The sequence below is a fragment of the Pseudoalteromonas 'SMAR' genome, from assembly GCF_048515945.1.
Taxonomy (GTDB): Bacteria; Pseudomonadota; Gammaproteobacteria; order Enterobacterales; family Alteromonadaceae; genus Pseudoalteromonas.
This window is the reverse complement of record NZ_JBLWMW010000026.1, coordinates 45,104-69,062: the sequence shown is the minus strand read 5'-3', so window position 1 is coordinate 69,062 and position 23,959 is coordinate 45,104. Positions and strand designations below refer to the sequence as shown.

At 42.3% G+C, this 23,959-nt stretch carries 23 protein-coding genes; all 23 read right to left on the bottom strand.

Going from position 1 to position 23,959, the window contains the following annotated elements; genetic code table 11:
- Positions 1-418, bottom strand: a 418-nt coding sequence (locus ACNKW2_RS12125) for a nucleoside-diphosphate sugar epimerase/dehydratase (RefSeq protein WP_419148809.1), incomplete at its 3' end; no start/stop codon positions are given.
- Complete coding sequence (locus ACNKW2_RS12120) at positions 412-1,350, bottom strand: GDP-L-fucose synthase family protein (RefSeq protein WP_419148808.1); 939 nt, start codon at positions 1,348-1,350, stop codon at positions 412-414. The genes ACNKW2_RS12125 and ACNKW2_RS12120, both read right to left, overlap by 7 nt.
- Positions 1,343-2,281, bottom strand: a complete 939-nt coding sequence (locus tag ACNKW2_RS12115) for an NAD-dependent epimerase/dehydratase family protein (protein ID WP_419148807.1) — start codon at positions 2,279-2,281, stop codon at positions 1,343-1,345. Before ACNKW2_RS12115 ends, ACNKW2_RS12120 begins: the two co-directional genes overlap by 8 nt.
- Positions 2,281-3,459: a DegT/DnrJ/EryC1/StrS family aminotransferase gene (locus ACNKW2_RS12110; protein WP_419148806.1), complete on the bottom strand. Its 1,179-nt coding sequence runs from the start codon at positions 3,457-3,459 to the stop codon at positions 2,281-2,283. The genes ACNKW2_RS12115 and ACNKW2_RS12110 overlap by 1 nt, the downstream gene beginning before the upstream one ends.
- Positions 3,459-4,523, bottom strand: a complete 1,065-nt coding sequence (locus tag ACNKW2_RS12105; RefSeq protein ID WP_419148805.1) for an alpha-ketoacid dehydrogenase subunit beta — start codon at positions 4,521-4,523, stop codon at positions 3,459-3,461. Before ACNKW2_RS12105 ends, ACNKW2_RS12110 begins: the two co-directional genes overlap by 1 nt.
- Positions 4,507-5,460, bottom strand: coding sequence for a thiamine pyrophosphate-dependent dehydrogenase E1 component subunit alpha (locus ACNKW2_RS12100; protein ID WP_419148804.1), 954 nt, complete (start codon positions 5,458-5,460; stop codon positions 4,507-4,509). The genes ACNKW2_RS12105 and ACNKW2_RS12100 overlap by 17 nt, the downstream gene beginning before the upstream one ends.
- 35 nt (positions 5,461-5,495) lie before the next feature.
- Positions 5,496-7,571, bottom strand: a complete 2,076-nt coding sequence (locus tag ACNKW2_RS12095; protein ID WP_419148803.1) for a motility associated factor glycosyltransferase family protein — start codon at positions 7,569-7,571, stop codon at positions 5,496-5,498.
- Positions 7,572-7,578: 7 nt separating this feature from the next.
- The gene (locus ACNKW2_RS12090) at positions 7,579-7,875 is read right to left on the bottom strand and encodes a hypothetical protein (protein WP_419148802.1); all 297 of its coding nucleotides are present in this window, start codon (positions 7,873-7,875) and stop codon (positions 7,579-7,581) included.
- On the bottom strand, positions 7,865-8,287 hold the full coding sequence (gene fliS / locus ACNKW2_RS12085; protein ID WP_419148801.1) for a flagellar export chaperone FliS: 423 nt from the start codon (positions 8,285-8,287) through the stop codon (positions 7,865-7,867). Before fliS ends, ACNKW2_RS12090 begins: the two co-directional genes overlap by 11 nt.
- Before the next feature lie 14 nt (positions 8,288-8,301).
- Positions 8,302-9,702 (bottom strand): flagellar filament capping protein FliD, encoded by a 1,401-nt coding sequence (fliD, locus tag ACNKW2_RS12080; RefSeq protein ID WP_419148800.1) that lies wholly within the window; start codon positions 9,700-9,702, stop codon positions 8,302-8,304.
- Between the two features lie 30 nt (positions 9,703-9,732).
- Positions 9,733-10,155 (bottom strand): flagellar protein FlaG, encoded by a 423-nt coding sequence (locus tag ACNKW2_RS12075; RefSeq protein ID WP_419148799.1) that lies wholly within the window; start codon positions 10,153-10,155, stop codon positions 9,733-9,735.
- Between the two features lie 82 nt (positions 10,156-10,237).
- Positions 10,238-11,209: a flagellin N-terminal helical domain-containing protein gene (locus tag ACNKW2_RS12070; protein ID WP_419148798.1), complete on the bottom strand. Its 972-nt coding sequence runs from the start codon at positions 11,207-11,209 to the stop codon at positions 10,238-10,240.
- 151 nt (positions 11,210-11,360) lie between these two features.
- Positions 11,361-12,335 carry a flagellin N-terminal helical domain-containing protein gene (locus ACNKW2_RS12065; RefSeq protein ID WP_419148797.1) on the bottom strand — a complete coding sequence of 325 codons (975 nt, stop codon included), beginning with the start codon at positions 12,333-12,335 and terminating at the stop codon, positions 11,361-11,363.
- A gap of 449 nt (positions 12,336-12,784) precedes the next feature.
- Entirely contained in the window at positions 12,785-13,756 is a 972-nt protein-coding gene (locus tag ACNKW2_RS12060) for a flagellin N-terminal helical domain-containing protein (protein WP_419148796.1), read from the bottom strand.
- A gap of 317 nt (positions 13,757-14,073) precedes the next feature.
- The gene (gene flgL, locus ACNKW2_RS12055; RefSeq protein ID WP_419148795.1) at positions 14,074-15,309 is read right to left on the bottom strand and encodes a flagellar hook-associated protein FlgL; all 1,236 of its coding nucleotides are present in this window, start codon (positions 15,307-15,309) and stop codon (positions 14,074-14,076) included.
- 2 nt (positions 15,310-15,311) lie between these two features.
- Positions 15,312-17,339 carry a flagellar hook-associated protein FlgK gene (flgK, locus tag ACNKW2_RS12050; RefSeq protein WP_419148794.1) on the bottom strand — a complete coding sequence of 676 codons (2,028 nt, stop codon included), beginning with the start codon at positions 17,337-17,339 and terminating at the stop codon, positions 15,312-15,314.
- Between the two features lies 1 nt (position 17,340).
- Complete coding sequence (gene flgJ, locus ACNKW2_RS12045; protein ID WP_419148793.1) at positions 17,341-18,315, bottom strand: flagellar assembly peptidoglycan hydrolase FlgJ; 975 nt, start codon at positions 18,313-18,315, stop codon at positions 17,341-17,343.
- A gap of 102 nt (positions 18,316-18,417) precedes the next feature.
- On the bottom strand, positions 18,418-19,527 hold the full coding sequence (locus ACNKW2_RS12040; protein ID WP_336565713.1) for a flagellar basal body P-ring protein FlgI: 1,110 nt from the start codon (positions 19,525-19,527) through the stop codon (positions 18,418-18,420).
- An 11-nt stretch (positions 19,528-19,538) separates the two neighbouring features.
- Positions 19,539-20,222, bottom strand: coding sequence for a flagellar basal body L-ring protein FlgH (flgH, locus tag ACNKW2_RS12035; protein ID WP_419148792.1), 684 nt, complete (start codon positions 20,220-20,222; stop codon positions 19,539-19,541).
- A 12-nt stretch (positions 20,223-20,234) separates the two neighbouring features.
- A complete protein-coding gene (flgG, locus tag ACNKW2_RS12030) occupies positions 20,235-21,023 on the bottom strand; it encodes a flagellar basal-body rod protein FlgG (RefSeq protein ID WP_419148791.1) in 789 nt (262 codons plus the stop codon).
- Between the two features lie 16 nt (positions 21,024-21,039).
- Positions 21,040-21,804 carry a flagellar basal body rod protein FlgF gene (locus ACNKW2_RS12025; RefSeq protein ID WP_419148790.1) on the bottom strand — a complete coding sequence of 255 codons (765 nt, stop codon included), beginning with the start codon at positions 21,802-21,804 and terminating at the stop codon, positions 21,040-21,042.
- 124 nt (positions 21,805-21,928) lie between these two features.
- Positions 21,929-23,239: a flagellar hook protein FlgE gene (gene flgE, locus ACNKW2_RS12020; RefSeq protein ID WP_419148789.1), complete on the bottom strand. Its 1,311-nt coding sequence runs from the start codon at positions 23,237-23,239 to the stop codon at positions 21,929-21,931.
- Positions 23,240-23,270: 31 nt separating this feature from the next.
- Positions 23,271-23,957 (bottom strand): flagellar hook assembly protein FlgD, encoded by a 687-nt coding sequence (locus ACNKW2_RS12015; RefSeq protein ID WP_419148788.1) that lies wholly within the window; start codon positions 23,955-23,957, stop codon positions 23,271-23,273.
- Positions 23,958-23,959 lie beyond the last annotated feature (2 nt).

Below are 23,959 nucleotides of genomic sequence, written 5' to 3'. Positions count from 1 at the left end.
TATATATATTATCTTCGTAAGCTCGGCTAGAAACCAGTACATTTAAACTATAAGAGCCTATATCTTGAGGTGATATTATAGGTAAGTCGTTTAGCTTTTTACCCCAGAGCTTTTCATTCTTATCAGCAATAGCAATAACATTAAGACGACTAATATACTTCCAATATTGTGTTGTATGAGCCCCTGCACCATAAACTACAACTGGAGCTTGACCAGTTTTAGACAAACAATTGTCTACAGACTGACTTACTAGCTCTTCACTGTCGGCCTCTTGCCAACCAAATGCATAGGTTTCATGTTCACCAAGTAAGCCAGACTGGACCATAGGCTCCCTCACCTCTAATTTGCCTGCAGAATCTTCGTAAGGCTTTGTTTCAAACAAATGAATGGCAAAAAAGGTTCTTGGACTAATTAGCATTGTTTTAAGTAGTCCTGGTATGTCATGGTAAGTCCTGTTTTAAAGTCTATTTCAGGTAACCATTTAAATTGCTGGCAAAGTGTTTTATCGAGTGATTTATGGGGCATTCCGTCGGGTTTAGAAGAGTCCCATAGGATCTGTCCTGAGTACCCGGTCACAGCAGCAATCATGGAGCCTAACTCCTTAATTGAGACTATCTCTCCACCGCATAAGTTAACAGGTTCAACCCCCTCATAATGCTCTAAAAAGTACAGCATTCCTTTTGCAGCATCATCCACATATAAAAACTCTCGAGTTGGCTTTCCACTACCCCAAAGCGTAACCTCACTTTTTCCACCTAACTTTGCTTCATGAAATCGGTTTATCAAAGCTGGAATTACATGACCTCGTTCATCATTAAAATGATCACCGGGGCCATAGAGGCTAGTGGGCACTAGTGTGAAATACTTACGGCCATACTGCCGAGCATAATACTCTGTTAACTTTGTAGCTGCGACCTTAGCAATAGCGTATGCTTCGTTTGTAGGTTCAAATGGTCCGGTTAGTAAGTTTTTCTCTTTAATTGGCTGTTCTGCAAGCCTTGGGTAGAAACAGTTAGAAGCAAGGTTAAGAAACCGCTCAACACCTAATTCGGCACTTGAACGTATTAAGTTTGTTGCAATCATTAAGTTATCATACAAAAACTCAACCGGCTGGGTGCGGTTGGCCTCAATACCACCTACTTTGGCTGCCGCACAAATGACAACATCAGGTTTTTTTTCAGCAATAAACTCCCTGACACCCGCCTGATTTCTTAAGTCTAGCTTACTTTTATCAGCGGTTACTATTTCCACGTCAAAATCAGCAAGAGCCCTTATTAGTGCCTTACCAACTAAGCCTGTGTGTCCCGCAATAAAAACTTTTTTCTTATTAAGATCGAAAACGTTAGACATTACTGAATTTTGTGTTTGAAATCATGTTGTAGCCTTTAACTAGTTCGGCAATACCCAGTTCTAGAGAATACTTTGGTAAGAATCCTGTTGCTTCAATTTTTTCGTTAGAGACTATGTAATCTCGCTTGTCCGGATCTTCACCGATAGGAGCTTCCAAAAACGTAAAATCAGGCACCTGTTTCTGAATTTCCTTACAAAGTTCTAGCTTCGAGAGGTTTGCATCTGACAGCCCTACGTTATAAGCCTCTCCGCGCATACTTTCAAAGTTTTCTATACCGTGCATAAAGGCTCTAGCTACATCCCTGATATGTATATAGTTTCTCTTGAAATGAGATTCGAATAAAACTACAGCTTTATCTTTTACAGCACGGTAAACAAAGTCATTCACTAATAAATCAAGACGCATGCGTGGTGCGAAACCAAAAACAGTTGCTAGCCTAAAACTAATTGAAGACTCACGATTTAGTATGGCACTTTCTGCTTCAACTTTCGTTTGTCCATATAAGCTAATTGGATTAAGTGGCGTTTCCTCGGTACACAAAATACCGGGCTGACCAATGCCATAACCGCTATTAGTAATTGGCATTAGTACCATCTGCTCTTTACTTAGAAAACGAACAAGATCAATAATAGAATCTCTATTTGTTGTGACTGTTCCCACTTTATCTCGTGAGCACAAAGGAGCACCAACAAGTGCTGCTAGAGGAATAATCACATCATACTTACCTACTATGTTTGACATTAACCCCATATCTCTGCTGTCCCCCCTGATCACAGAGAAGTTAGGATCTGCACAAACCGCATTTAATGAATCTTGTCCAAACATAAAGTTATCTAAAACGGTTACTTTATAACCTTTCCCCAATAACTGAGGAACCATAATTGAACCGAGGTAACCTGCACCACCTGTCACTAATATATTTAAAGACATCAGATAGTCTCCTTTGCAGCGCAATCCAATACGTTATGTAACTTATAAAGCTCGTCACTTAAATCAAACGGATGATTCCCAACAAAAAATCCATAATCATGGGCTATATCCGCATTAACGATTGGTGTTGATTCACTATAATCATAATATTTTATAACATCATGACGAAGGAAGTTTCCTCCGGTAATAATTCGAAAGCCAATCTCAGCTTCTGTCAGTGCAGCAAAAATTGCTTTTCGATCAAGGTTCATTTGAGGATTCAGAATAATGGTGAAGCAGAAGCAAGAGCTCGTTCCGTTCTCTTTTTGAATAATGAATCTTTCATCGTTTTCAAATAAGGATTTAAACACAGCGAGATTCTTTCTTCGCGCTTTAGTAAAATCAGGTAGCTTTTTCAGTTGTTCGATACCTGCAGCTGCATTCAATTCTGTGGGCCTGACATTATAGCCAGGTAATATGAAGCGATAGGCTTCGAACAGGTCATCCTCTTTTTTATCGAATAAAGTAGAATCCGCTGGTAAGTCTCTAGTCCAACCATGAGCTCTCAGGCTGCGACACACTTCATTCAGCTCATCATCATCAGTTAAAATCATTCCTCCTTCCATGGTTGATATATGATGAGAAAAAAAGAAACTAAACGTATTAAGGTCGCCAAATGTGCCGGCTTTTTTACCATTGAGTTCAGCATCCATAGACTCACAGTTATCTTCCATAAAGTATAGCCCATGCTCATCAGCAATTTCCCGCATAACATCCAATGCAGCGGGGTTACCTAAAATGCTAACCCCTAAAATCATACGAGTATTATCTGTTATTGCCTTACGCAGTTTGTCAGGATCAATATTTAAAGTATCAAGGTCGATATCAACAAATCTAACTTTTAGGCCATACTGTTGAAGCGGATGGTATGTTGTGGCCCAACTCAAAGCCGGAACTAGTACCTCATCACCTCTTTTGAGGGGGTTATCTTTTTTAAAAAATAATGAGGCTACGGATATTAAGTTAGCCGATGAGCCCGAGTTCACCATAATTGCATACTTCTTCTTATGGTAGCTGGCAAACTGTTTTTCAAATTCTGATACAATCGGGCCCATTGTAAAAAACCCCGAGTCCATCACTTTTTGTAAAGCATCAAGCTCTTCTTGTCCCCAGCTTGGTGCTGCTAAGTTGTATGACATCAAAACGGTCCTTTAAAGTTTTTTTGGTATGCTAACTCACATTGTTCGTCATTTGGCTCCCATTGACTACTTGGATCAAATAACTTCATTGCAGCAATTGCAATAGATCTAGGTGATGGATAAAAAGCCTGCTCTAAGGTTGGCGTAGTCGGGCAAGTTGTTGGGGCAAAGCCAAGACGTTTAACACTCACTTTTTTATCTATTATCTCGCTTTCAGCAACTCGTGCTGAAATTTCCGCAGAAACACCACAATTAAGCCAAGCATTATCAACAATGAGTAGTTTTGCAGTTTTATTTGCTGATTTTTCAATGGTTTCAGAGTCTAGTGGAGAGATTGTGACAGGATCAATAATTTCCACACTTATTCCCTGAGCTGATAACAGCTCTGCAGCACGAATTGACTCTGCAACCATGTTAGAAATAGCCACTATGGTTAAATCTGATCCCGCCTGAATAACTCTACTTTTACCAAACTCAATGGCATAAGGTTCCTCAGGCACATATGACTCAGTTCCATAAAGAAGCCGGTGCTCCATAATTATAACCGGGTTATTATCTCTAACTGCCTGAATTGTTAATCCCTTAGCATCGTGAGCATTAGAAGGGGCTACCACTTTAAGCCCGGGAACATGTGCAAACATGGAGTGTAACCCTTGTGAATGCTGAGCCCCCTGACCCCAAGACTTACCTATCATTGTACGTATAACCATAGGCACTTGCACTGTACCACCGTACATATAGTGACTCTTTGCCGCGATATTAACTAATTGATTCATACACAGCATCATGAAATCCATGCGAATATGAACATGAATAGGCCTTTGGCCAGCCATGGCGGCACCAATCGCAACTCCTGTCATGGCGTCTTCCGACAGAGGAGTTGTAAATACTCTTTCGGCACCAAATTTATCGACTAAGCCAAGTGTTGAACCTTGTATGCCTTTATGGTCATCTACATCTAGTCCCATCATGAAAACACGTTCATCTTCAAGCATTGCTTGTTCAACGCCTTCATTCAATGCTTGGTAATATTTCAACAGCCGAGTATTATCCAGCGTAGACATAGTCAAAAAGCTCCTTCGGTTCAGGAAACGGACTTTGCTCAGCAAAATCTACAGCTACCCTGATTTTTTCTTCAATTTTTTCTGCAATACTTGCTTGAATTTGCGGTTCTAGAGAGTCCGCGAGTGAAACCAGCACATCGTTTTCACGCCATTGCTTTCCAACTTCTTCAGAACGATAACCCTGGTCGTAGTCTTCATTTGGACCAACATGTTCACTCCATCGATGAGTAAGACATTCAATAAAAGCAGGTCCACCACCATTTCTCATGTTGTTAATTTGTTCTCCAACATAGCTATGAATAGAAAAAACATCAGGAGAAGTAAACAGCTTTGCTGGAATACCGTATGATGCAACTCGCTCTGTAAGGTTAGGACTTGCCCAACGCTTCTCTAGCGGCTCGTGAATAGCTAACTGATTATTTTCGCAAACGAATAAGATAGGTAATTTATGTAGTGCTGCAAAGTTGATACTTTCACTGAAACAACCTTCTTCTGTCGCTCCATCTCCCATGAAAACAACAACAACATCAGAAGTTTGTTTTTGCTTTATTGCTAAAGCATGTCCAACAGCAACAGGTATACCAGTGCCTACAACCGCAGACATACCAATAATACCTTGCTGCGCTTCCACTAAATGCATTGAACCAGCTCTTCCCTTTGCGCAACCAGTTGACTTGCCATATAACTCAGCCATCATGGAATCAAGGCTTCCACCTTTTGCAAGGTAGACACCATGCCCACGATAAGTACCACAGGCATAATCAGATTTTTTTAAATGATCGATAACGGCTGTACAAATATATTCTTGTCCAATTGCTAAGTGCACGGGGCTTTTTATCTTATCACTCGGGTATATCTCGGCAATTACTTCTTCCGCACGCCGGATTAATAAGATTTTTTCATACAATCTCGCACTTAATGATAAACATTCATTCATGCTATTTTATCCAATTTTTATTTTTTACTTTGATGCTAGTAAAGCTCCCAATCACATTTATCAAGCCCTTTTTCTTCGAAATGAGCTGACATTGCACTGAGATAATCCAACCATAAAAAGTTAAGGCGCTTATAAATGGCTAATGACTCTTCTTTATTTTGATATTTAAACAGGCTTGTTAGCATAGGACAATGATAATAAAGAAGAGAACCTTTAATTATATGAAAAATATAGCTATCTATTGTATTTTTAAATGCATATAGGTAGCGCTGTTGCCTTTTAAGGTTGTCTGCGGCTTCATCTACACTTTGAAACTCTTCTTTAGCTATCGCTGATAAATGTTCAAAAGCAGAGGCAACATGTTCCTTTTTAACAATTTCATTTTCAGGCCGATCCAGTTTGATGTACTTGAAAAGCTCTTGCACCGCTGTGACAGCTTTTTCCTTATCTACTTCTTCCAAATCAATTAATAGTTCAGATGTAACAGGTGTACACCCTTTAATGTAAGCTCCATTTCCTACATTAAAAGCCGTAACTTTTATTTTTTCCAAGGCTAACTCAAGTTGATGATTTGATACTTTGTAAAGGTGACTTGTTTCTACAGTACCACCTAAATTGCCATTCAAAAAACCATCATTCATTTGTTGGGGCGTGTAGTTAAACTCTTTATCACTACTATCATTATAAATACTAAACTTAGAATGATGCCCACCACCAACGAGCTTGCCATTATCAACCCCAAATAAATAGACATTAGAGAACCCAAAGTGTAGTGCAAAAGAAAGCCCTGTATTAGACACTAAAGGATTTGAATGTGAAGTAGGTAAAATTGGCTGCTCTCCACTCAAGATTAAAGCCTTGTTTATCAACTCTGTGCCTGATTCATTGCCTTTTAAAGCTAAGCCACACCATTTGTACAAGTCAGTTGTGTCTGGATAAACAGTGTTTACTGCAAGTAAGTTAATTTGGTTGTAAACTTCTGAGCTTGCCATGTCTAAAACGGCTTGATAGTTTCTGTAGGGCCTCTCTACTAAAACATGAAAATCGGGTGTTACCCCCATTCTAATAAGAGATGCCAAAGCTGTTCCGCAAGCGAAAATAATTGCATTATTTTGATTTCGCTTTAAAAATTCAGACGCTTCATCGAGTGAGGGGCCATTTCCGACGATAAAAACAGGAGTTTCTTTAACCTTTCCCTTCACCTGATATTTAGGCGAATAAAAAGGAGTCCCTTTATTTAAATGTGTCAAAGAATGTGACAACCCCGTGGTGGCGTCATTATAAAACCCATGACCAAATTGGAATTGAAAAAAATCGTTGAAGAAGCGTGTTATTAAAGAATTAATTACTGGCATTGGAGAGTGCTGATAGCAAAAGCTGCGAACAACCGAAAATGCACCTATATCATCTACAATTTTACTCAGATCATTAATCAAGTTTGCTTCATCACACCCAACCAAAAGAAATAAACAGTCTCCTTTTGAGTCTACTTTAGCAATAACATCAGCCCAGTCCGCACAAAACAAACTGGCGAAAAACTGTTCAAAATCAGGCTCAATGATAAAAGTATAATCAAACCTTGTCTTTTCCATGATTAGCGGTACATGGTAACCAAGGCCAACGCCAAAAATCATTGCACTTGGGAAACGGTCTGGTAATTTCGTCATTTCTGGAATACGGTCTTGGTCAATTTTTTCTAGCTCTTGACCAAGCTTCCTCATATACTCAATATGCAGCCTATTATCTTTCATATCTTTTGGATAATGAGAGTAATTTGTCAGTGTAAACGTAGGGTATTCAATTGCTTTTTTAACTTGATCGCTTACCTGTGCAATTGGGTCACCGGAATAAATTGGTCGCTTTTGCCCTTTGCACACAAAGTTGCCAACTTCAGTCTCTGTAACATGAATACAAAAGTCATCTCGAGGAACGTACTCATTTACAGCACTTGCAAGATTTGGATAAAACTTTTGCAGTGCTTTGAGGTTTCTTTCAAACATTTTGTTAGCGTTAATGGAGAACTTTTTCTCTCGCTCTTCATGTTGTTTAGCCTTTTCAAGGGAGCTTTCCAAAGATTGTATTTGTTTATGAAGGTCTTGAGGGGTAGGCATTTTAGTCCTATTTAAATTTTTTATAGACATTTAATTTGTTTTGGTTAACAGTCATAGAACCTAGTTGTTTCTTTATTGCTAATCTTGAATCCTCAAGCTCATGGCACAAATTTTCAAGTTGAGCATTTAATAAATTTAATTTGTCGAATTCTAATGCCGTTATTTGATCTGGGTGGCTTAATAGAGCCTCGAGATTTAAGTGGAAAGACTTAATTTTCTCATAGGCCTCTTCTTGCTTGTCCTTCTTGAGAAAATCAGATATTTCAGTGAGCTCCTTCTCCAGATCTTGAACTTTAACCCGCATTAGCAGCACTATCCTCCAATGTTTGCTTTCTAACTTCTACGGGTATGGCATCCCAAGCAGACTTAATTTCTTTCAGCAAGTTAGAAACCTCATCTACTATAGTTGGATCATTTTGAACACTCGCTTCAAGTAGCCTATCAATCATATAGCTATACAGGGCATAAAGATTTTCAGTTACTTCACCACCCACTTCAAAGTCTAATGAACCACGCAATGCTTCTATAATAGCTGAGGCTTTAGAAATATGCTCAGCTTTGGCTTCCAAATGCTTTTTTTCAATTGAAACCTTAGCTAGCACCATTTTCTCAATCGCTCCAGCCATAAGCATTTGAATTATTTCAAATCGATCAGCACCAGCGACCCTAGTTTTAAGTGCTTCTTTTTGGTATTTTTTTACTCGAGCGTTATACATTATATGCTCCTATTTTACTTTGACTTGGTAAAACCCGGTAGGCTTGACAATTGCGCCCCTAAATAAGATTGCGTTTGCTGCATTTGTGCTATTAATACATCCAAACCAGCATATTTTTTCCGCAAACTCTCTTCCAACGATGCCATGCGATACTCATGGTTATCTATATCATCTTCTAGATCATCAAGTTGACTATTTAGGCTATTCTCTCTTTGTTTTAGAATGCCGCTAGAATCAACATAATTGCTGAGCAAACCTTCAAGCTTTTTGCCTATACCGTTTTCTCCAGCAAATGCTGTGCCAATATCGTCGTAGTTTTCATCCATCGCTTCGTTTAGGCTACGCACTAGTGAAGACTTTTCTAGATACCCATCCTTATCAATCCCTAAACCAATATCAAAAATACTTGAAAAGGGCCCTGCGTCAGTTAACTCGGTTGATAAAGCATTTATTAGCTGAGAGTCGAATGAACGAATAGTAGAGTCACTATTTAGCGGCTTCCCTACCCGTGTTTGAAGACCAATTTGTCCAATCAGATTATTATAATTTTTTATAAATTCATCTACTAACGTTGTTACACTTTCTCTATCCACATCAACTGATAACTTTGCAGTTTCACCGTCAACACTTTGACGCTTAGCAGTTATAGTCATATCTTGTACTGCATTTTTAAAGGTATTAGAATCATTGGTAATGGTGATTCCATCAACTTTAATGACGGCATCTTTTGCTTCATTCCCAGCTGCAATTGAAATCCCACCAGCGCCACCAGCATTCGCTTCTGTCGACACAGCATCGAGTTCGGAGTTATCGTTGGAAATAGCAAGGTCATTACCTGTACCAGTTACATTAGAAGTAAAGACTAGCTTAGATTCAGTGCCAGTATTAATTATGTTTGCAGTAACACCAAAGTTATTGTCAGAGCTGTTTACTGCATCACGTAAATCGGCGAGTGTTGCACCAGCATCAAGGGTAACGCCAAAACTTTTATCACCAGCTGCGAAACTGAGCGTACCACCAGAGGCTGTCACTACATCATCAGTTGCAGTAAACAGACCATCGTTGGAAATTGCTCGACTACCCTGTGCTAACTCCACAACTTCGATATTAAAATCTCCTGTGGAGATTTTGGATGTCGGAGTTACAGATATTAAGTCGCCTTCATCACTATTAGGTTGTTGAATATTTGCTATACGCTTATTGAAATTGTCAATATCACCGAGCTCTTCTATCGTATCTTGAAGCTTAGACATTGCCGATTTGATCTCACCAAGAGATGAGAGTTCAACCTCAAGAGTTTTCTCTTTTTTTGCAAAGGCTTGCAGCTTAGGTTTATTTTCTGCGTCAAGCGTTGCGCTTATGATGCTTTCTAAATCTAAGCCCGACCCCACACCGGCTGATGTAATTAATGGCATAACTAACTCCTGATACGTTCTGACTTACTTCTATGTTGTCTTGTCAAACAACAAGCCTTTACTGATTAACTTATCGGCAAACTCATCCAATGCTTTAGCGACTTCACGAAACTCTTCTGACGGAATTTCACGGATCACCTCTTCACTTTTTTTATCTAGTACTTTAATAATTGGAGGCTCACCCGATTCATCAAATTCAAAGACCAAATTAGTTGAGGTTACCGGGAGATACTCGTTAAGCTTCTCCAAGTTATTTTTAACATCAGCAATTAATCTTTGTTTGTTATTTGAATCTAGCTGGTCAGTTTGCTTCGAATCAACAGCCCCTAATAATGCAACTTCTGCGCCTTTACTGCGATCTTCATTTTTTAAATCTGTATTATTAACAAGACTCTTACTTGAAGGGCTAGTTAAACTTTCTGCTGACCAGTGAGTTGAATTTACATCGCTCATTTTAACAACTCCTATATTTCTATATAGTATAAGCCACTTCAGGAAAAAACACTTTTATAAAGTGGCTTATAACTGTGCTCATTTAGCCTAGTAAAGAGAGCGCCACTTGAGGACGTTGATTTGCTTGGCTGAGGATAGACTGACTTGCTTGTTGTAAGATCTGCATTTTAGTTAAGTTGGCAGTTTCTTGTGCAAAGTCTGTATCTTGAATACGAGATTTCGCAGCACTTAAGTTTTCTGAAATATTGGCTTGGTTACGGATGGTAGACTGAAAACGGTTTTGCACCGCACCCAATTCCGCACGCTTTTTGTCTACAACAGCGATCATCGCATCCATACCGGCAAGTACTGCCTGAGCATTCGCTTGTGAAGAAACACTGATATCGTCAGCTTTAAATACATCCGCGAAGGTATAATCACCTGCGGTTGCTGTTGCTGCAACTGTATCAATTCCACTCAGGTTTGAAGCCAGCGTTGCATCACTAATAGTCGATGCTACCCCAGCGATACCAGATAAAGTAAAGCCTCCATCAGCTTCAATAGAGTTTGCAGCAGCTGTACCACCCACAGTCTTCATACTGAAACCAATAGTCTGAACAGCATCAGCCCCAACTTGAAAGCTTGCGTCATAAGTACCATCTAACAGGTTTTGACCACCAAAGGTCGTGTCTTTCGCAACACGGTTAACTTCTGAAGATAATAACTGTATCTCTTCTTGTAGAGCTAAACGGTCTTCGTCGGTATTTGAGCCGTTAGAAGCTTGCTGTGCGAGAGTACGTATACGTTGAAACATTGAGGTAACCTCATCCAGTGCCCCTTCAGCAGTTTGTGCCAAAGAAATACCGTCATTAGCATTTCTGTTACCCTGATTTAAACCATTAACTTGACTTGTTAAACGATTAGCAATCTGCATGCCTGCAGCATCATCTTTAGCGCTGTTAATCCGCAGGCCGGAAGATAAGCGTTCGAATGAAGTATCAAGTGAATTGCCAGATTTCATTAACTGACGCTGTGCGTTCAATGAACTCACATTAGTATTTACATATAAAGCCATAATAGCCTCCGCTTTATCAATTGTTCACGAAGCATCGGGATACCCCTACCCTTCAACTTCGATGGGTTAGAGTCCTACAGTTATAGTTCTCTAACTCATCTATCGACTGATAAAAAGAAAGCTTTAGTAACTTTGTTAAAATATATCGCTCTTAGCCTTGTAATAAACTTAGTGCTGCTTGAGGCCTTTGGTTAGCTTGTCCTAAAATTGTCTGACTGGCTTGTTGTAAAATCTGGTTTTTTGTTAGCTTAGCTGTTTCAGCTGCAAAGTCAGCGTCTTTTATGCGAGATTTCGCAGCACTTAAGTTCTCAGAAATATTGGCTTGGTTTCGAATTGTTGATTGAAAACGATTTTGTACCGCACCTAATTCTGCTCTTTTTTTATCTACTACTGCAATTAATGCATCCATTCCTGCAAAAACAGCCTGAGCATTAACTTGCGACGACACACTTATATCACCAGCCGTAAAGACATCTTCAAAAGTGAAGTTTCCAGCTACAGCAGTCGATGCAACTGAATCTATACCGCTAAGGTTTGATGCTAGAGAGCCGCCGCTAACTGTTGAAGCAACCCCTGCAATACCTGATAAAGTAAAACCGCCATTGCCCTCCAATGAGTTTGCTGCTGCTGAGCCACCGACAGTTTTCATACTAAAACCGATAGTCTGAACAGCATCAGCTCCCACCTGAAAATTTGCCTCATAAGTTCCATCGAGTAAATTCTGCCCACCGAATGTAGTATCAGTAGCAACGCGATTAACCTCGGCAGAAAGCTGTTGAATCTCTTCTTGAATGGCAAGTCTATCCTCATCAGTGTTAGAACCATTAGCAGCCTGTTGTGAAAGAGTTCTTATTCGCTGAAACATCGACGTAATCTCGTCCATTGCACCTTCAGCTGTCTGCGCCAAAGAAATACCATCGTTTGCATTTCGGTTGCCTTGATTTAGTCCCATGATTTGAGACTGGAGGCGATCAGATATCTGCAAACCTGCCGCATCATCTGCTGCGCTATTGATTCGCATACCTGATGATAAACGCTTAAATGAAGTATCTAGTTCATTACCTGAATTAGTCAGTTGTCTCTGAGCATTAATAGAACTGACGTTAGTATTAACATATAAAGCCATAACTCACTCTCTTTCTTGTCAAATCAATTATCTAATTGATAGATAGTTCAATGACAAAGCGGCATGTATGCATCAGGGTTATTTCCTACAAAGGCAACCAATTGCCACTTTGACGCCAAATTTTTTATCTGATCAAGATACTGCAATTAGCGATCCAACTTTTAAAATATTAAGGGTTAATATTTTGAGAATGACCTTTATACAAGTATTTATGAAGCTTGAGAGGTATTTGGGAGTTAAAGAAAAAGAGGCTTTCGCCTCTTTTTAAATAGTTTGAGAGTGAGTGTCATTTTTTTAGCACAATACTGGCACGCATTGTGCTTTAATAAACGTGTTCATATTGTTTATGAACGCAATTGGATTTTAAGCTCCTCCGCTTTATCATCCAATTTGGTGCCTAGGCAAATACCCCATTCGGCCTAGGCACCTTTTACTTACCTTCCTAGCGATTATCCAAGAAGACTTAAAGCAGCCTGTGGACGCTGGTTAGCCTGACTTAAGATGGTTTGGCTAGCCTGTTGAAGGATCTGCATTTTAGTTAAGTTTGCTGTTTCCTGTGCAAAGTCTGTATCCTTGATACGAGATTTAGCAGCGGATAAGTTTTCCGAGATATTAGCTTGGTTTCGAATAGTTGATTGAAAACGGTTTTGTACCGCACCAAGCTCCGCACGCTTTTTGTCTACAACAGCAATCATTGCATCCATACCAGCAAGAACGGCTTGAGCATTTGCTTGTGAAGAAACACTGATGTCATCCGCTGTAAATACATCAGCGAAGGTATAGTCACCCGCGGTTGCAGTTGATGCTACAGTATCAATTCCGCTCAGGTTTGAAGCCAGCGTTCCATCACTAATAGTCGATGCTACCCCTGCAATACCAGATAAAGTAAAGCCTCCATCAGCTTCAATTGAATTTGCAGCAGCTGTTCCTCCGACGGTTTTCATGCTGAAACCTATCGTCTGGACAGCATCTGCACCGACCTGGAAACTCGCTTCATAACTGCCATCTAGTAGGTTTTGACCGCCAAAGGTCGTGTCTTTCGCAACACGGTTAACTTCCAAAGATAAAGACTGTATCTCTTCTTGTATTGCTAAGCGATCTTCGTCAGTGTTTGAACCGTTAGCTGCTTGTTGTGCCAGTGTACGAATTCGCTGGAACATTGAAGTTACCTCATCCAACGCACCTTCAGCAGTTTGCGCTAGTGAGATACCGTCGTTCGCGTTACGGTTACCTTGGTTAAGACCATTGATTTGTGAAGTCAAACGGTCTGAAATTTGTAGGCCTGCAGCATCATCAGCAGCGCTGTTGATACGGAAGCCTGAGGATAGACGTTGAAATGAAGTATCTAGTGAGTTACCAGATTGCATTAATTGTCTTTGTGCGTTCAATGAACTTACGTTAGTATTTACATAAAGTGCCATGATGACTCTCCCACTTTAAATCGAGTATTACACTCTCAAACTTAGATTCTTTTCCACCCTTCAAGTGTTTTTCACTCTCCGGCTTGGTTAATTAAGTTATCGGTAAGCAAAAATATTCCTTTAGTATTTTTTTAAAAAAAATACTAAGCTACTGATTTTATGTAGGTTAAACTTATTTTAGTCACTCAGCGGCAAAACTTTGACATCATCACTTTAGTTATTTAAAGCCATGACAATGCTATTTACTTTCTGATACTTAGGTAGCTTTTTGCTAGATAAGGAGAGTAAAAGAAAAGCAGCCTAAATAGGCTGCTTATTTAACGGATATAGTCAAGAAGGGATAAATTGGATAAACGACCAAATGTTGCTTGCGAAGCCTGCAAAGCCGTTTCGTGTTTGGTCAGCTCAGATATTGCCGAATAATAGTCCACTTCTATCAACTCAGCTTTATTGGCTTTATTGTTAACGTCCAAGTCTGCATTCGACTGTGAAACTAGCTTTGCCGCATTTAACCGCCCACCAAGACCTGCTTGTGCACTAGAGACTTCGATCTTAGCGTTATCCAGTCCGGTTATGCCGGTCGCAAGCATCTGCTTGTAATCCTCTCCAGTGACGCTTGGGTCACGCAGTGCAGTGATCATGCCCTCCAGGGTATTAAGGACATTTTCTTTTTGTGGTTTTTCCAAGTCAAAGCTGATCTGTCCAGGCGCCGCGCCTTGATAGTTAAATTCCATACCAGCGACTTTGACTTTATTTCCTTCAAAGCTGCCAGTTGAAATGACTGTGCCACCTTGTTCAAGTTGGTAGGTGTTAGGTGTACCAGCACTGACCACTAAATCAAAAGTATTGGCGCCGGCACCTGCCGCGGGATCAGCATTATAGTTATCTTGATGAAACTTATCGAATACACCTTGCTGATCGACATAAACGCTGGCGGAGGTGATCCCCCCAGTGACCGTTCCGGTATTTGAGACCACATTTAAACGCTTTTTAGCACTTTCAAAAACGTCAAAGCCGTTGTCGCTTGAGCGCAGCTCAACACTTTCCGACAGACGGATTTTGTGCTGTCCTTGATCGCCGCCATATTCATACTTGCCTGTTGAACTATTGAAGCTGTATGTTTGAGTGTCGTCTTGATAGCCAGAAAAAATGTATTTGCCATCTTCGGTTTTAGAGTTCATCAAATCCAAAATGGTACTTTGTATGGCTTCGAGCTCGTCCGCGATGGCTTCTCGATCTATATCAGAAAGGCCACCGTTACCCGCTTGAATAGACTTAGTGTAGGCACTGTCTATCGCTGACTTAATGTTTTCCAACAACGACTCTTGGGTATCTAGTCGCGATGACAACATGGCGAAGTTTTTACCATATTGCTCATTAGCTTGAATTTTATCATCGTAAAGCATGGCTCGCGCTGTTGCCGATGCATCATCCGAGGCACTTAACACCCGCTTTTGCGAATTAAGCTGCTCTGACGCCTTATTGACATCTTGCTGGTTACGCAAAATGGAATTTAAGTTGTTGTTAAATATTTGATTTTGAGATAAACGCATAATTACCTCGCTGCACTTAATAAGGTGTCAAACACGGTTCTTGCCGCAGATATCACCTGCGCAGAAGCTGAATAGGACTGCTGAAAACGCAATAAATTTGCCGCCTCTTCATCCAGGTTGACACCAGAAATAGACTCAAACCACGCCTCAGATTGATTAGCCAGCGCTTCAAACGCTTCACCATTGGTTTTCGCTTGGTTGGTCACCACACCCACGCCAGTAACAACATCGGTGTAAGCTTGGTTAAAGGTTTTGTGGTTGTCGGCATTGGCCCCTGCAACCACATTTTCACGTACTAAATCTGATGATTGCAGCTCAGACAGTGCCGAGCCATTGCGGTTGTCATCAAAGCCACCAGTATTAAAGGCAATGGTGAAGCTATCACCGGCATTAGGCGTGCCTTCAATATCAAAGGTAAAGCCTAAATTATCAAATGGCGCCGGTGCACCACCGCCAACACCAGACATAATATCTTTACCATCACTTGGGGCAGTAAAGGTATGAGTGGTTCCCGAATCACTGGTTAGCGTGTATTCGTCGGCATTGCCCGTTTTCGTTAGGGTATAAGGACCATCATCGAGCGTAGGTGGTGTAGCACCTGTGAATGCACTAGTCGTAGGATCTGTATCACTGACTACGCCTGCACTAATACTTGCTTCGCTGGTATTATCTACCGACTTTTCGGTGCGTATTGGGGATGCCAGCGCAATTGCCTCAGGCCTTTGTGTCGCCAGCTGCAAACTCGTTGCCGCCTCCTGGTTGAGCTTAACCACAAATTTATCCCCTGCGGCTGCAACGCCAGAAACGTCCATCGAAAGTCCAAATGACTCACCACTGGTAATCGTCGTGGAATCAATCACACCACCTGCCACGTTTGCAGTGGAGGGAGTACCAATTACGTTGCCCTTAGCATCGATGGCAGCAATTTCTACGGTGGTGGCACTAGTAAAAGTAATTTCAAAATCGGTGGCTGGCAATTCATTGCCGCGTCCAGCTTCTACTGTAGCATTCACTGAAGCGCTACCGGTGTTATCGTTATAAGCATAAGCTCCTACGGTAGGAATGGTGAACAAGTCACTGCCTAAGTTGCCGTCTAAGTCCATGCCTAACTTATTTTGTTGGTTAAACGCATCGGCTAATGCAATACCTATTTGACCAAGTTGGTTTTGGGCTGGGATTAACACCTCATCGCGAAACGCCAACAAGCCACCAATTTTGCCTTTTAGTGAGCCACTTTCCATCTCTATTGGCACTACTTGCTGATCTTTTATATCCAATACCAGCGATTTGTGGTTGGGATCGGGATCGCCTTTGGTGGCAAATAAGTTAAACGAGCCATCTTGCATTACTAAAGATTCACCACTGCCCATAAAAACCAGCTTTTGGCCATTCTTACCATCAATGGTTTCGATATCTACCAGCTTAGATAAATCTTTAATGGCTTCATCGCGCTCATTGAGCACACTGTGGTCGACGTTGTTCATATCGCCACCTGATTGCCCAGCCACTTGTTTGTTTAAGTCACTGATCTTTTGTATAAGGTTGTTCGCTTCGGTAGAGAAGATATCTAGCTGCTCATTCACAATGCTATTTTGATCCACCACAATGCCCGACAATCTATCCATCTGATCCACTAAGTTCTGGGCATCTGTCATAAATAAAGAACGGTTAGTCGTGGACGACGGCACATTGGCAGCGCTTTGTAAGTTATTGAATAACGAGTTGATGCTTTTGCTTAAACTATTGGATTCTTCAGCAAATAAGGTATCAACACGGCTTGCTTCGGTGACAAACTGTTCGTAATAAGACTGATTAGAAACATCACGGTTAAGCTGCTTTTGGGCAAATTCATTTAATAGCCGCACCGTTTCACCACGACCAACCATATTATCTATGGTGGTACCATGCTCGGTGCGCTCACGAATATACCCCTTGGTATTGAGATTAGAAATATTCTTACTGGTGGTATGTAACAGCTCAGAGCTTGCCCTGATCCCGCTGGCCCCAATATTTAATAGATCAAATGACATCTCATCTGACTCCCTTAGTAAACGCACCCGATACCAGTCCAGAGACATCGATGCGTTGTAAAACTGACTTTATTTTATCGGCATAGTTTGGATCGGTGGCGTAGCCTGCCGCTTGTAGCTCGTCCAGATAAGCGTGGCTATCGTCCGCTTTTTGCAGCGCCTGCTCGTATCTCGGGTTACCTTTTAAGAAACTGACGTAATCATCAAAGCTATCCGCTATTGAGTCATAAGCCCTGAAATCAGCTTGTTTGCGTACTGGCAAACCTTGCTCAAATTCCAGTGTCGACTTTTTGGCACTGTCGCCTTGCCAGCGACTGTCTGCTTTAATGTTAAAAAGGTTGTGGCTACTGCCACCCTCTTTTTTATTAATAATGTGCCGTCCCCAGCCTGTCTCCAGTGCTGCTTGTGCCACCATTACTGCTGGGTTTAATCCTAACTTCTTAGCCGCTGACTTGGCGTAGTCCCATACTTTTTCAACAAACTCATCTGGAGAAGAAAAGCTCGCTGCTTGTTCATTAGCAGTTTGACTAGCCACCACCATGCTATCTTCAGCACTCGGCTTAACAGTGGTGTTGGTCTTGGTTTCTGAGCGTGCTGGCAAAGCGGTATCTCCTCGCAGCACCGACGCTGGCTTAAAGCCCTCAGTACTGGGCGAGAGTTGCTGCACAATAAGATCCGCCAAGCCCAAGCTGCCTTTATCTGACAAATGCATTGCCAATTGTTGGTCATGCATCTCTTCGAAGAACTTCACGCCGCTGGAATTAAAGGGGCTATCTTTATCTTCTAGTGCTTCATTGGCTTTACGCATGCTCTTTAGCAGCATTTGCGTAAAAATTGACTCAAACTGTTTGGCCGCTTTTTCTAATGCCTGATCGGACGCATTTTTATCGCCAGCACCTTGAAGCGCCTCCTTACGGATGGAGTCAAGATTGCCTAAGTCAAAAAAGCTCTGATTTTTCAGCTGGTCGGTATTCATACTGTTAAGCACTGTTGTAAACACATACTTAGATAATGCAAAAAACAGACCAAAAAAAAGCCCCACATTTGTGGGGCTAACTTATTGATTATAAAACAACCTTTATATGACGACTAATTGACCATTAATCGCGCCGGCCTCTTTTAAGGCTTCCAAAATCGCCATTAAATCGCCAGGGGCTGCGCCCACTTGATTTATAGCGCGGACTAAATCGTCTAGGCTAACACCAGGGTCAAACACAAAGGCCCGTGAGTCATCTTGATCAACATCGATGATGCTTTGCTGTGTCACCACGGTCTCCCCTTCTGCCAAAGCATTGGGTTGCGCCACATTTTGTTGCTCAGCGATGGTTACTGTGAGGCCGCCATGAGTGATAGCTGCAGGCTGTAATTTCACATTTTTGCCAATCACAATGGTGCCGGTACGCGAGTTGACGATAATTTTGGCAGCGGTGTCTGCTGGTTTAAACTCTAAATTTTCTAGGGTGGATAAATACGCCACTCGCTGTGATGGGTCTCGTGGGGCAATTACCCTTACCGAAGCCGCATCCATTGGTTTCGCACTGTTTGGTCCGACTAAATCATTAATGGTGTCTGCTAAACGCTTTGCTGTGGTGAAATCCGGGTTGTTGAGATTAAAAGTGATATAATCTCCTTGAGTAAACGGACTTTGTACCGCGCGCTCAACCGTAGCGCCATTGGCAACGCGGCCAACGGTTGGGGTGTTGATCACCACTCGGCTACCATCAGCCCCTTCAGCACCTAGGCCGCCGACAATTAAGCTGCCCTGAGCAATGGCATAGACATTACCATCCACGCCTTTTAAAAACGTCTGTAACAAGGTACCGCCACGCAAACTTCCGGCACTGCCTATAGAAGACACAGTAACATCAATGGTTTGGCCCGGTTTTACAAAAGGAGGTAAATCCGCATGCACAGCCACGGCTGCCACATTTTTAATTTTTGGCTTTAAATTAGCCGGCATCGAAATACCAAAGCTATTTAACATTGCCTTGAAGCTTTGCTCGGTAAAGCGGGTCTGCTCGCCGGTGCCCGGTAAGCCTACAACTAAGCCATAACCTACCAACTGGTTTGAACGCACGCCTTCAACCATACTAACATCTTTAACTCGCTCTGCTTTACTGCCAAAGGAAATCACAGTCAGAGCGAACAGCGCTGAACTTAACAGTAGTTTTGCTATCGACTTATTCATTTGTTACACCCTTAAAATGGCATTATCGCGCTCATAAAGAAGCTCGTTAACCAACCAGCACTTTGCACTTCTTGCTGATCGCCTTTGCCTGAATATTGAATTCGAGCATTGGCAACACGGTTAGACTCTACGGTATTATCCGCTTTGACATCCTGAGGCCGTACCAGCCCCTCTAAACGGATAAACTCTTCGCCAGTATTCAAGGTCAGCCACTTCTCACCGCGGATCACTAGGTTGCCATTAGGTAAAACACGCGTCACATTGACGGAAATATTACCAAATAGGCTATTAGACTGGTTAGCTTGTGAGTCTCCTTCAAAGGAAGAGGCCGAGCCCGATGAAAACTGGATGGCATCGTTACCAATATTAATGGCATTTCCCCCTAAGCCTATCAAAGGATCCACTGACACCTCACTGTCTTTTTCCAGCGTGGAGTTTGCCGCCTTAGTCGCTTGCGTGGTTTCTCTTAACACCACCGTAATAATATCTCCTACTCGCAACGCTTTTTTATCGGCGTATAGATCATTGGAAAACTGGGTATTAAACAGTGAGCCCGTGGCGACCATTTGCGACTGTGTTTCTTCTGGGTAGATAGGTGCATAATAAGGATCATCACGCACCACATGTTTATTCTGTGTTGTGCTACAGCCACTGAGTGCTGCAACCGTTGCGATGGCTAAATATAATGCACGCATACTACCCCCTAATTAAAGTTGCTGATTAATGTAACTAAGCATCTGATCCACTGATGAGATGACTTTCGAGTTCATTTCATAAACCCGTTGCGTTTCAATCAAGTTAACCAGCTCTTCGGTGACATTTACGTTAGACGTTTCTAATGCCCCTTGCACAATTTTGCCAAGCCCTTCAACGCTCGGATTCCCTTGTACTGGCGCACCACTTACTGCGGTTTCGGTGTACAAGTTCTGGCCGATTGGCTCTAAGCCCGATGGGTTGATAAAGTCGCTGATCACCAACTGACCAATGACCACGTTTTCGGCTTGCCCGGCGACTCTTACTGACACCTCACCATCTTGCGATATAGTAATGGACTGAGCATCATCCGGTACGTTCATTTCTGGTTGCAGTGGGAAGCCCGCACCAGATGTCACGACTCGCCCTTCCTCATCAGTAGTGAACTGACCATTACGGGAGTACGCCGTGGTACCGTCAGGCATTTGAATTTCAAAAAAACCCGGGCCTTGGATCATCCAATCCAGCGAATTTTCAGTACTGAGCATATTGCCTTGAGAAAAGTTTTTCTGGTTAGCAACCACTTTAGCACCAGCACCTAGCATCAAGCCTGAAGGCAGTTCAGTATCTTGAGAGCTGCGCCCGCCTGGCTGGTTGATGTTTTGATATAAAAGATCTTCGAAAATAGCACGGCTTTTCTTGTAGCCCACCGTACTGGCGTTTGCCAAGTTATTCGAAATCACCGAAATATCGGTTTGTTGGGCATCTAAGCCGGTTTTACTTATCCACAGTGCAGGATTCATAACTCTTACCTCACGCTTATACTATGCGTAGGAGCGAAGTGTGTCGCTCGTCTATTTCTTCAGCTGTTTTCATCAGCTTAATTTGCATTTCAAATTGTCTTTGATGGTTGATCATATCCACCATCTCGTGAACTGGGTTAACATTGGACATTTCTAAGAAGCCACTCTGGACTTTGGCAGTGGGTGATATTTCACAAAAACCACAAATGCCGTCTTCAAGTTTGTCTTCTTTTGGTCTAAACAGGCCATCGTTGCCTTTCGCCAGTTTGCTATTATCGGCTGAAATAATCTTGAGCCTATCCACCACTTCCAAAAAGTTGGCAGGGGCGCCTTGAGGCCTAACTTGAATTGAGCCATCGTCACTAAACACCACTTTATCTACTGGAATAGGAAGAACGATAGGACCGCCTTCGCCAATTAGTTGACGGCCATGACTGGTGACCAAGGCGCCATCATTACGGATGTTGAGCGTGCCTACCTTGGTGTAAGCTTCTTCACCACTGGCGTCCACCACACTGAGCCAAGACTTATCATCCACAGCAATATCCAGCTCACGGCCGGTTTCAACGATAGCGCCACCGGTCATATTGGTGCCAGGGCGTTCTTGCATAGCAAACACCCGAGTCGGTAACCCTTCACCAAACGCTTGCATTGAGCGGGCTTGCGCAAAATCGGCTTTGAAGCCAGTCGTATTGGCATTAGCAAGGTTATTCGCTTTTAATGCCACACCGCGTAAGCTTTGCTTCGCGCCTGACATGGCGATATATACCATTTTATCCATAACGATGACCCTTAAAATTCTAACTTGTATTGGTTACTGCAAGCTTAGTGCCAAGTTATGAGTGATGTTTTTGACGGCAATAAAAAAGGCTGCGACGTGCGCAGCCTTTGGAGGGCATAATAGTTTATCGAATCTGCAGAATGTTCTGCTGGAGCGTTGAGTTAACCTCTAAGGCACGGGAGTTGGCCTGGAAGTTACGCTGTGCGCTAATAAGGTCGACCAGCTCGTTAGTTAAGTTGGTATTCGATTGCTCAAGCGCTGAAGAGTTTATCGAGCCTAACGTCCCTGAGTTTGGCTCACCAGCTAGAGGCTCACCAGAAGTTAAGCTCTTTTTCCATGCGGTATTACCAACCGGTTGCAGCCCTTGTGAGTTGGAAAAGCGCACCATGGCAACCTGGCCTAGGAAGGTAGAGTCACCATTACTGTAAGAAGCCACAATCTTACCATCGGCGCCAATATCAACCCCAGATAGTCGCCCTACCGTAGCACCATCCTGCTCTAACGCTTTAACTTCAAAGCGGCTGGCATACTGGGTTGGCAATTTGTTGGTAGTGTTCGCCTCATCGCGCCAATTGATAACTGGGTCATTTGGAAATGAAGCTCCGTTGCTCAGCAAGGTGGTTAAGTTACCACCTGTTATTGAAGTTTGTGGCGAGAAAGTAGAACCTGTAACCGGAGCCTGTGGTAAGCCACTGGCACTAAATATAAAGTTAGTAATTGGACCAGCACCTGGTGCACCATTATTATCAAACTCTTGATTATCTAATGTCGCATGAACATCCCACTGGTTATCTGCAGTTTTTCGAAAAAAGAACTGCATTACATGTGGCTCACCTAGAGAATCATATATCGTAGTTGAGGTTGAGGCGTTATAGGTAGTCCTATCAGTAGCATCAAACGCTGCTGCAGGCGGTGTGGCTCGTGCATCTAGGTTAAACGATGAAAACACCTCACTAGTTGCTCGTGGAGATCCAGAAGCATCTGGAATTTGCAAAGCAGATGAAGTACTTAAACTCACCGAAGTAGTCTCACCCGTGGCAGGGTCAACAGGGAAACCTTGCAAAAAGTTACCTTGGGCATCTACAACAAAATTGTCTTTATTGAGCTTAAATGCGCCAGCTCGAGTGTATGAATAGTCCTGGGACCCAATCGAGTTAGCCATGGCGAAGTATCCCTCACCCGTAATAGCTAAGTCCAGCGAGTTGTTTGTAAACTTTAAAGAGCCTTGATGAAATTGCTGTGCAACCATGGCCGTTTGGGCACCATCACCACTTTTTGTTTTGCCTGAGCTAAATACTGAAGATGCGTATACATCCGCGAATTCGGCACGAGACTCTTTAAAACCAGTAGTATTTACGTTAGCGATGTTGTTTGCGGTTACATCAAGGTCTTTTTGTGCCGCAGACAAACCTGTTAGTGCAATATTAAAACTCATACTCTCACCTCTTCTAGGCTAATCTGTTAATTTATGCTATTTCTGCAATGTCAATGAGGCGCACAGCCCCTTCGCGGGTGTTAATTACAATGCCGTTGGAGCCGTTGACATTAACACTGTCTATATTTCTGAATGTTGCCGTGGGAAGAGTGGAAAACTGACCATTGATACTTCCCTCAGCCTTGATGGTATAATCACCTGCTGGCATGGCATCGCCATCTTGGTTTTTGCCATCCCATTCAAACTTAATTGCTCCGGCAGATTGAGCACCTAAATCAAGCTTTCTCACTACCGAACCACTTTGGTCAACAATGGAAATGGACAAATTCTCAACTGGTTTCTCTGCAACCACGGATCCCGATGTAATGGCATCTCCACCAAGTTCTAAGGTATCTGACTCCAGCAGTGCTTTTTTACCAATTAAGGTGGATGCCTGCAAAGCGGAATTAGAGGTCATCGAGGCACTCAGAGAATCGAACTTCGAATTTAACTTTGAGATCCCCTCAGCCATAGTAAAGTTGGTCATCTGCGCAATCATCTGATCATTGTCTGCAGGCTTACTGGGATCTTGATAAGACAGCTGCTGAGTAAGCAATGAAAAGAAATCTTCCTGCGTTAAGGTATCTCGGTTCTGTTGCTCCTCTGTGGTGCGATTTTCTTTATTCCACCGCAGAGAATCCATATACGACGAAGTAGCGGAATTTACGTCATTACTCATCA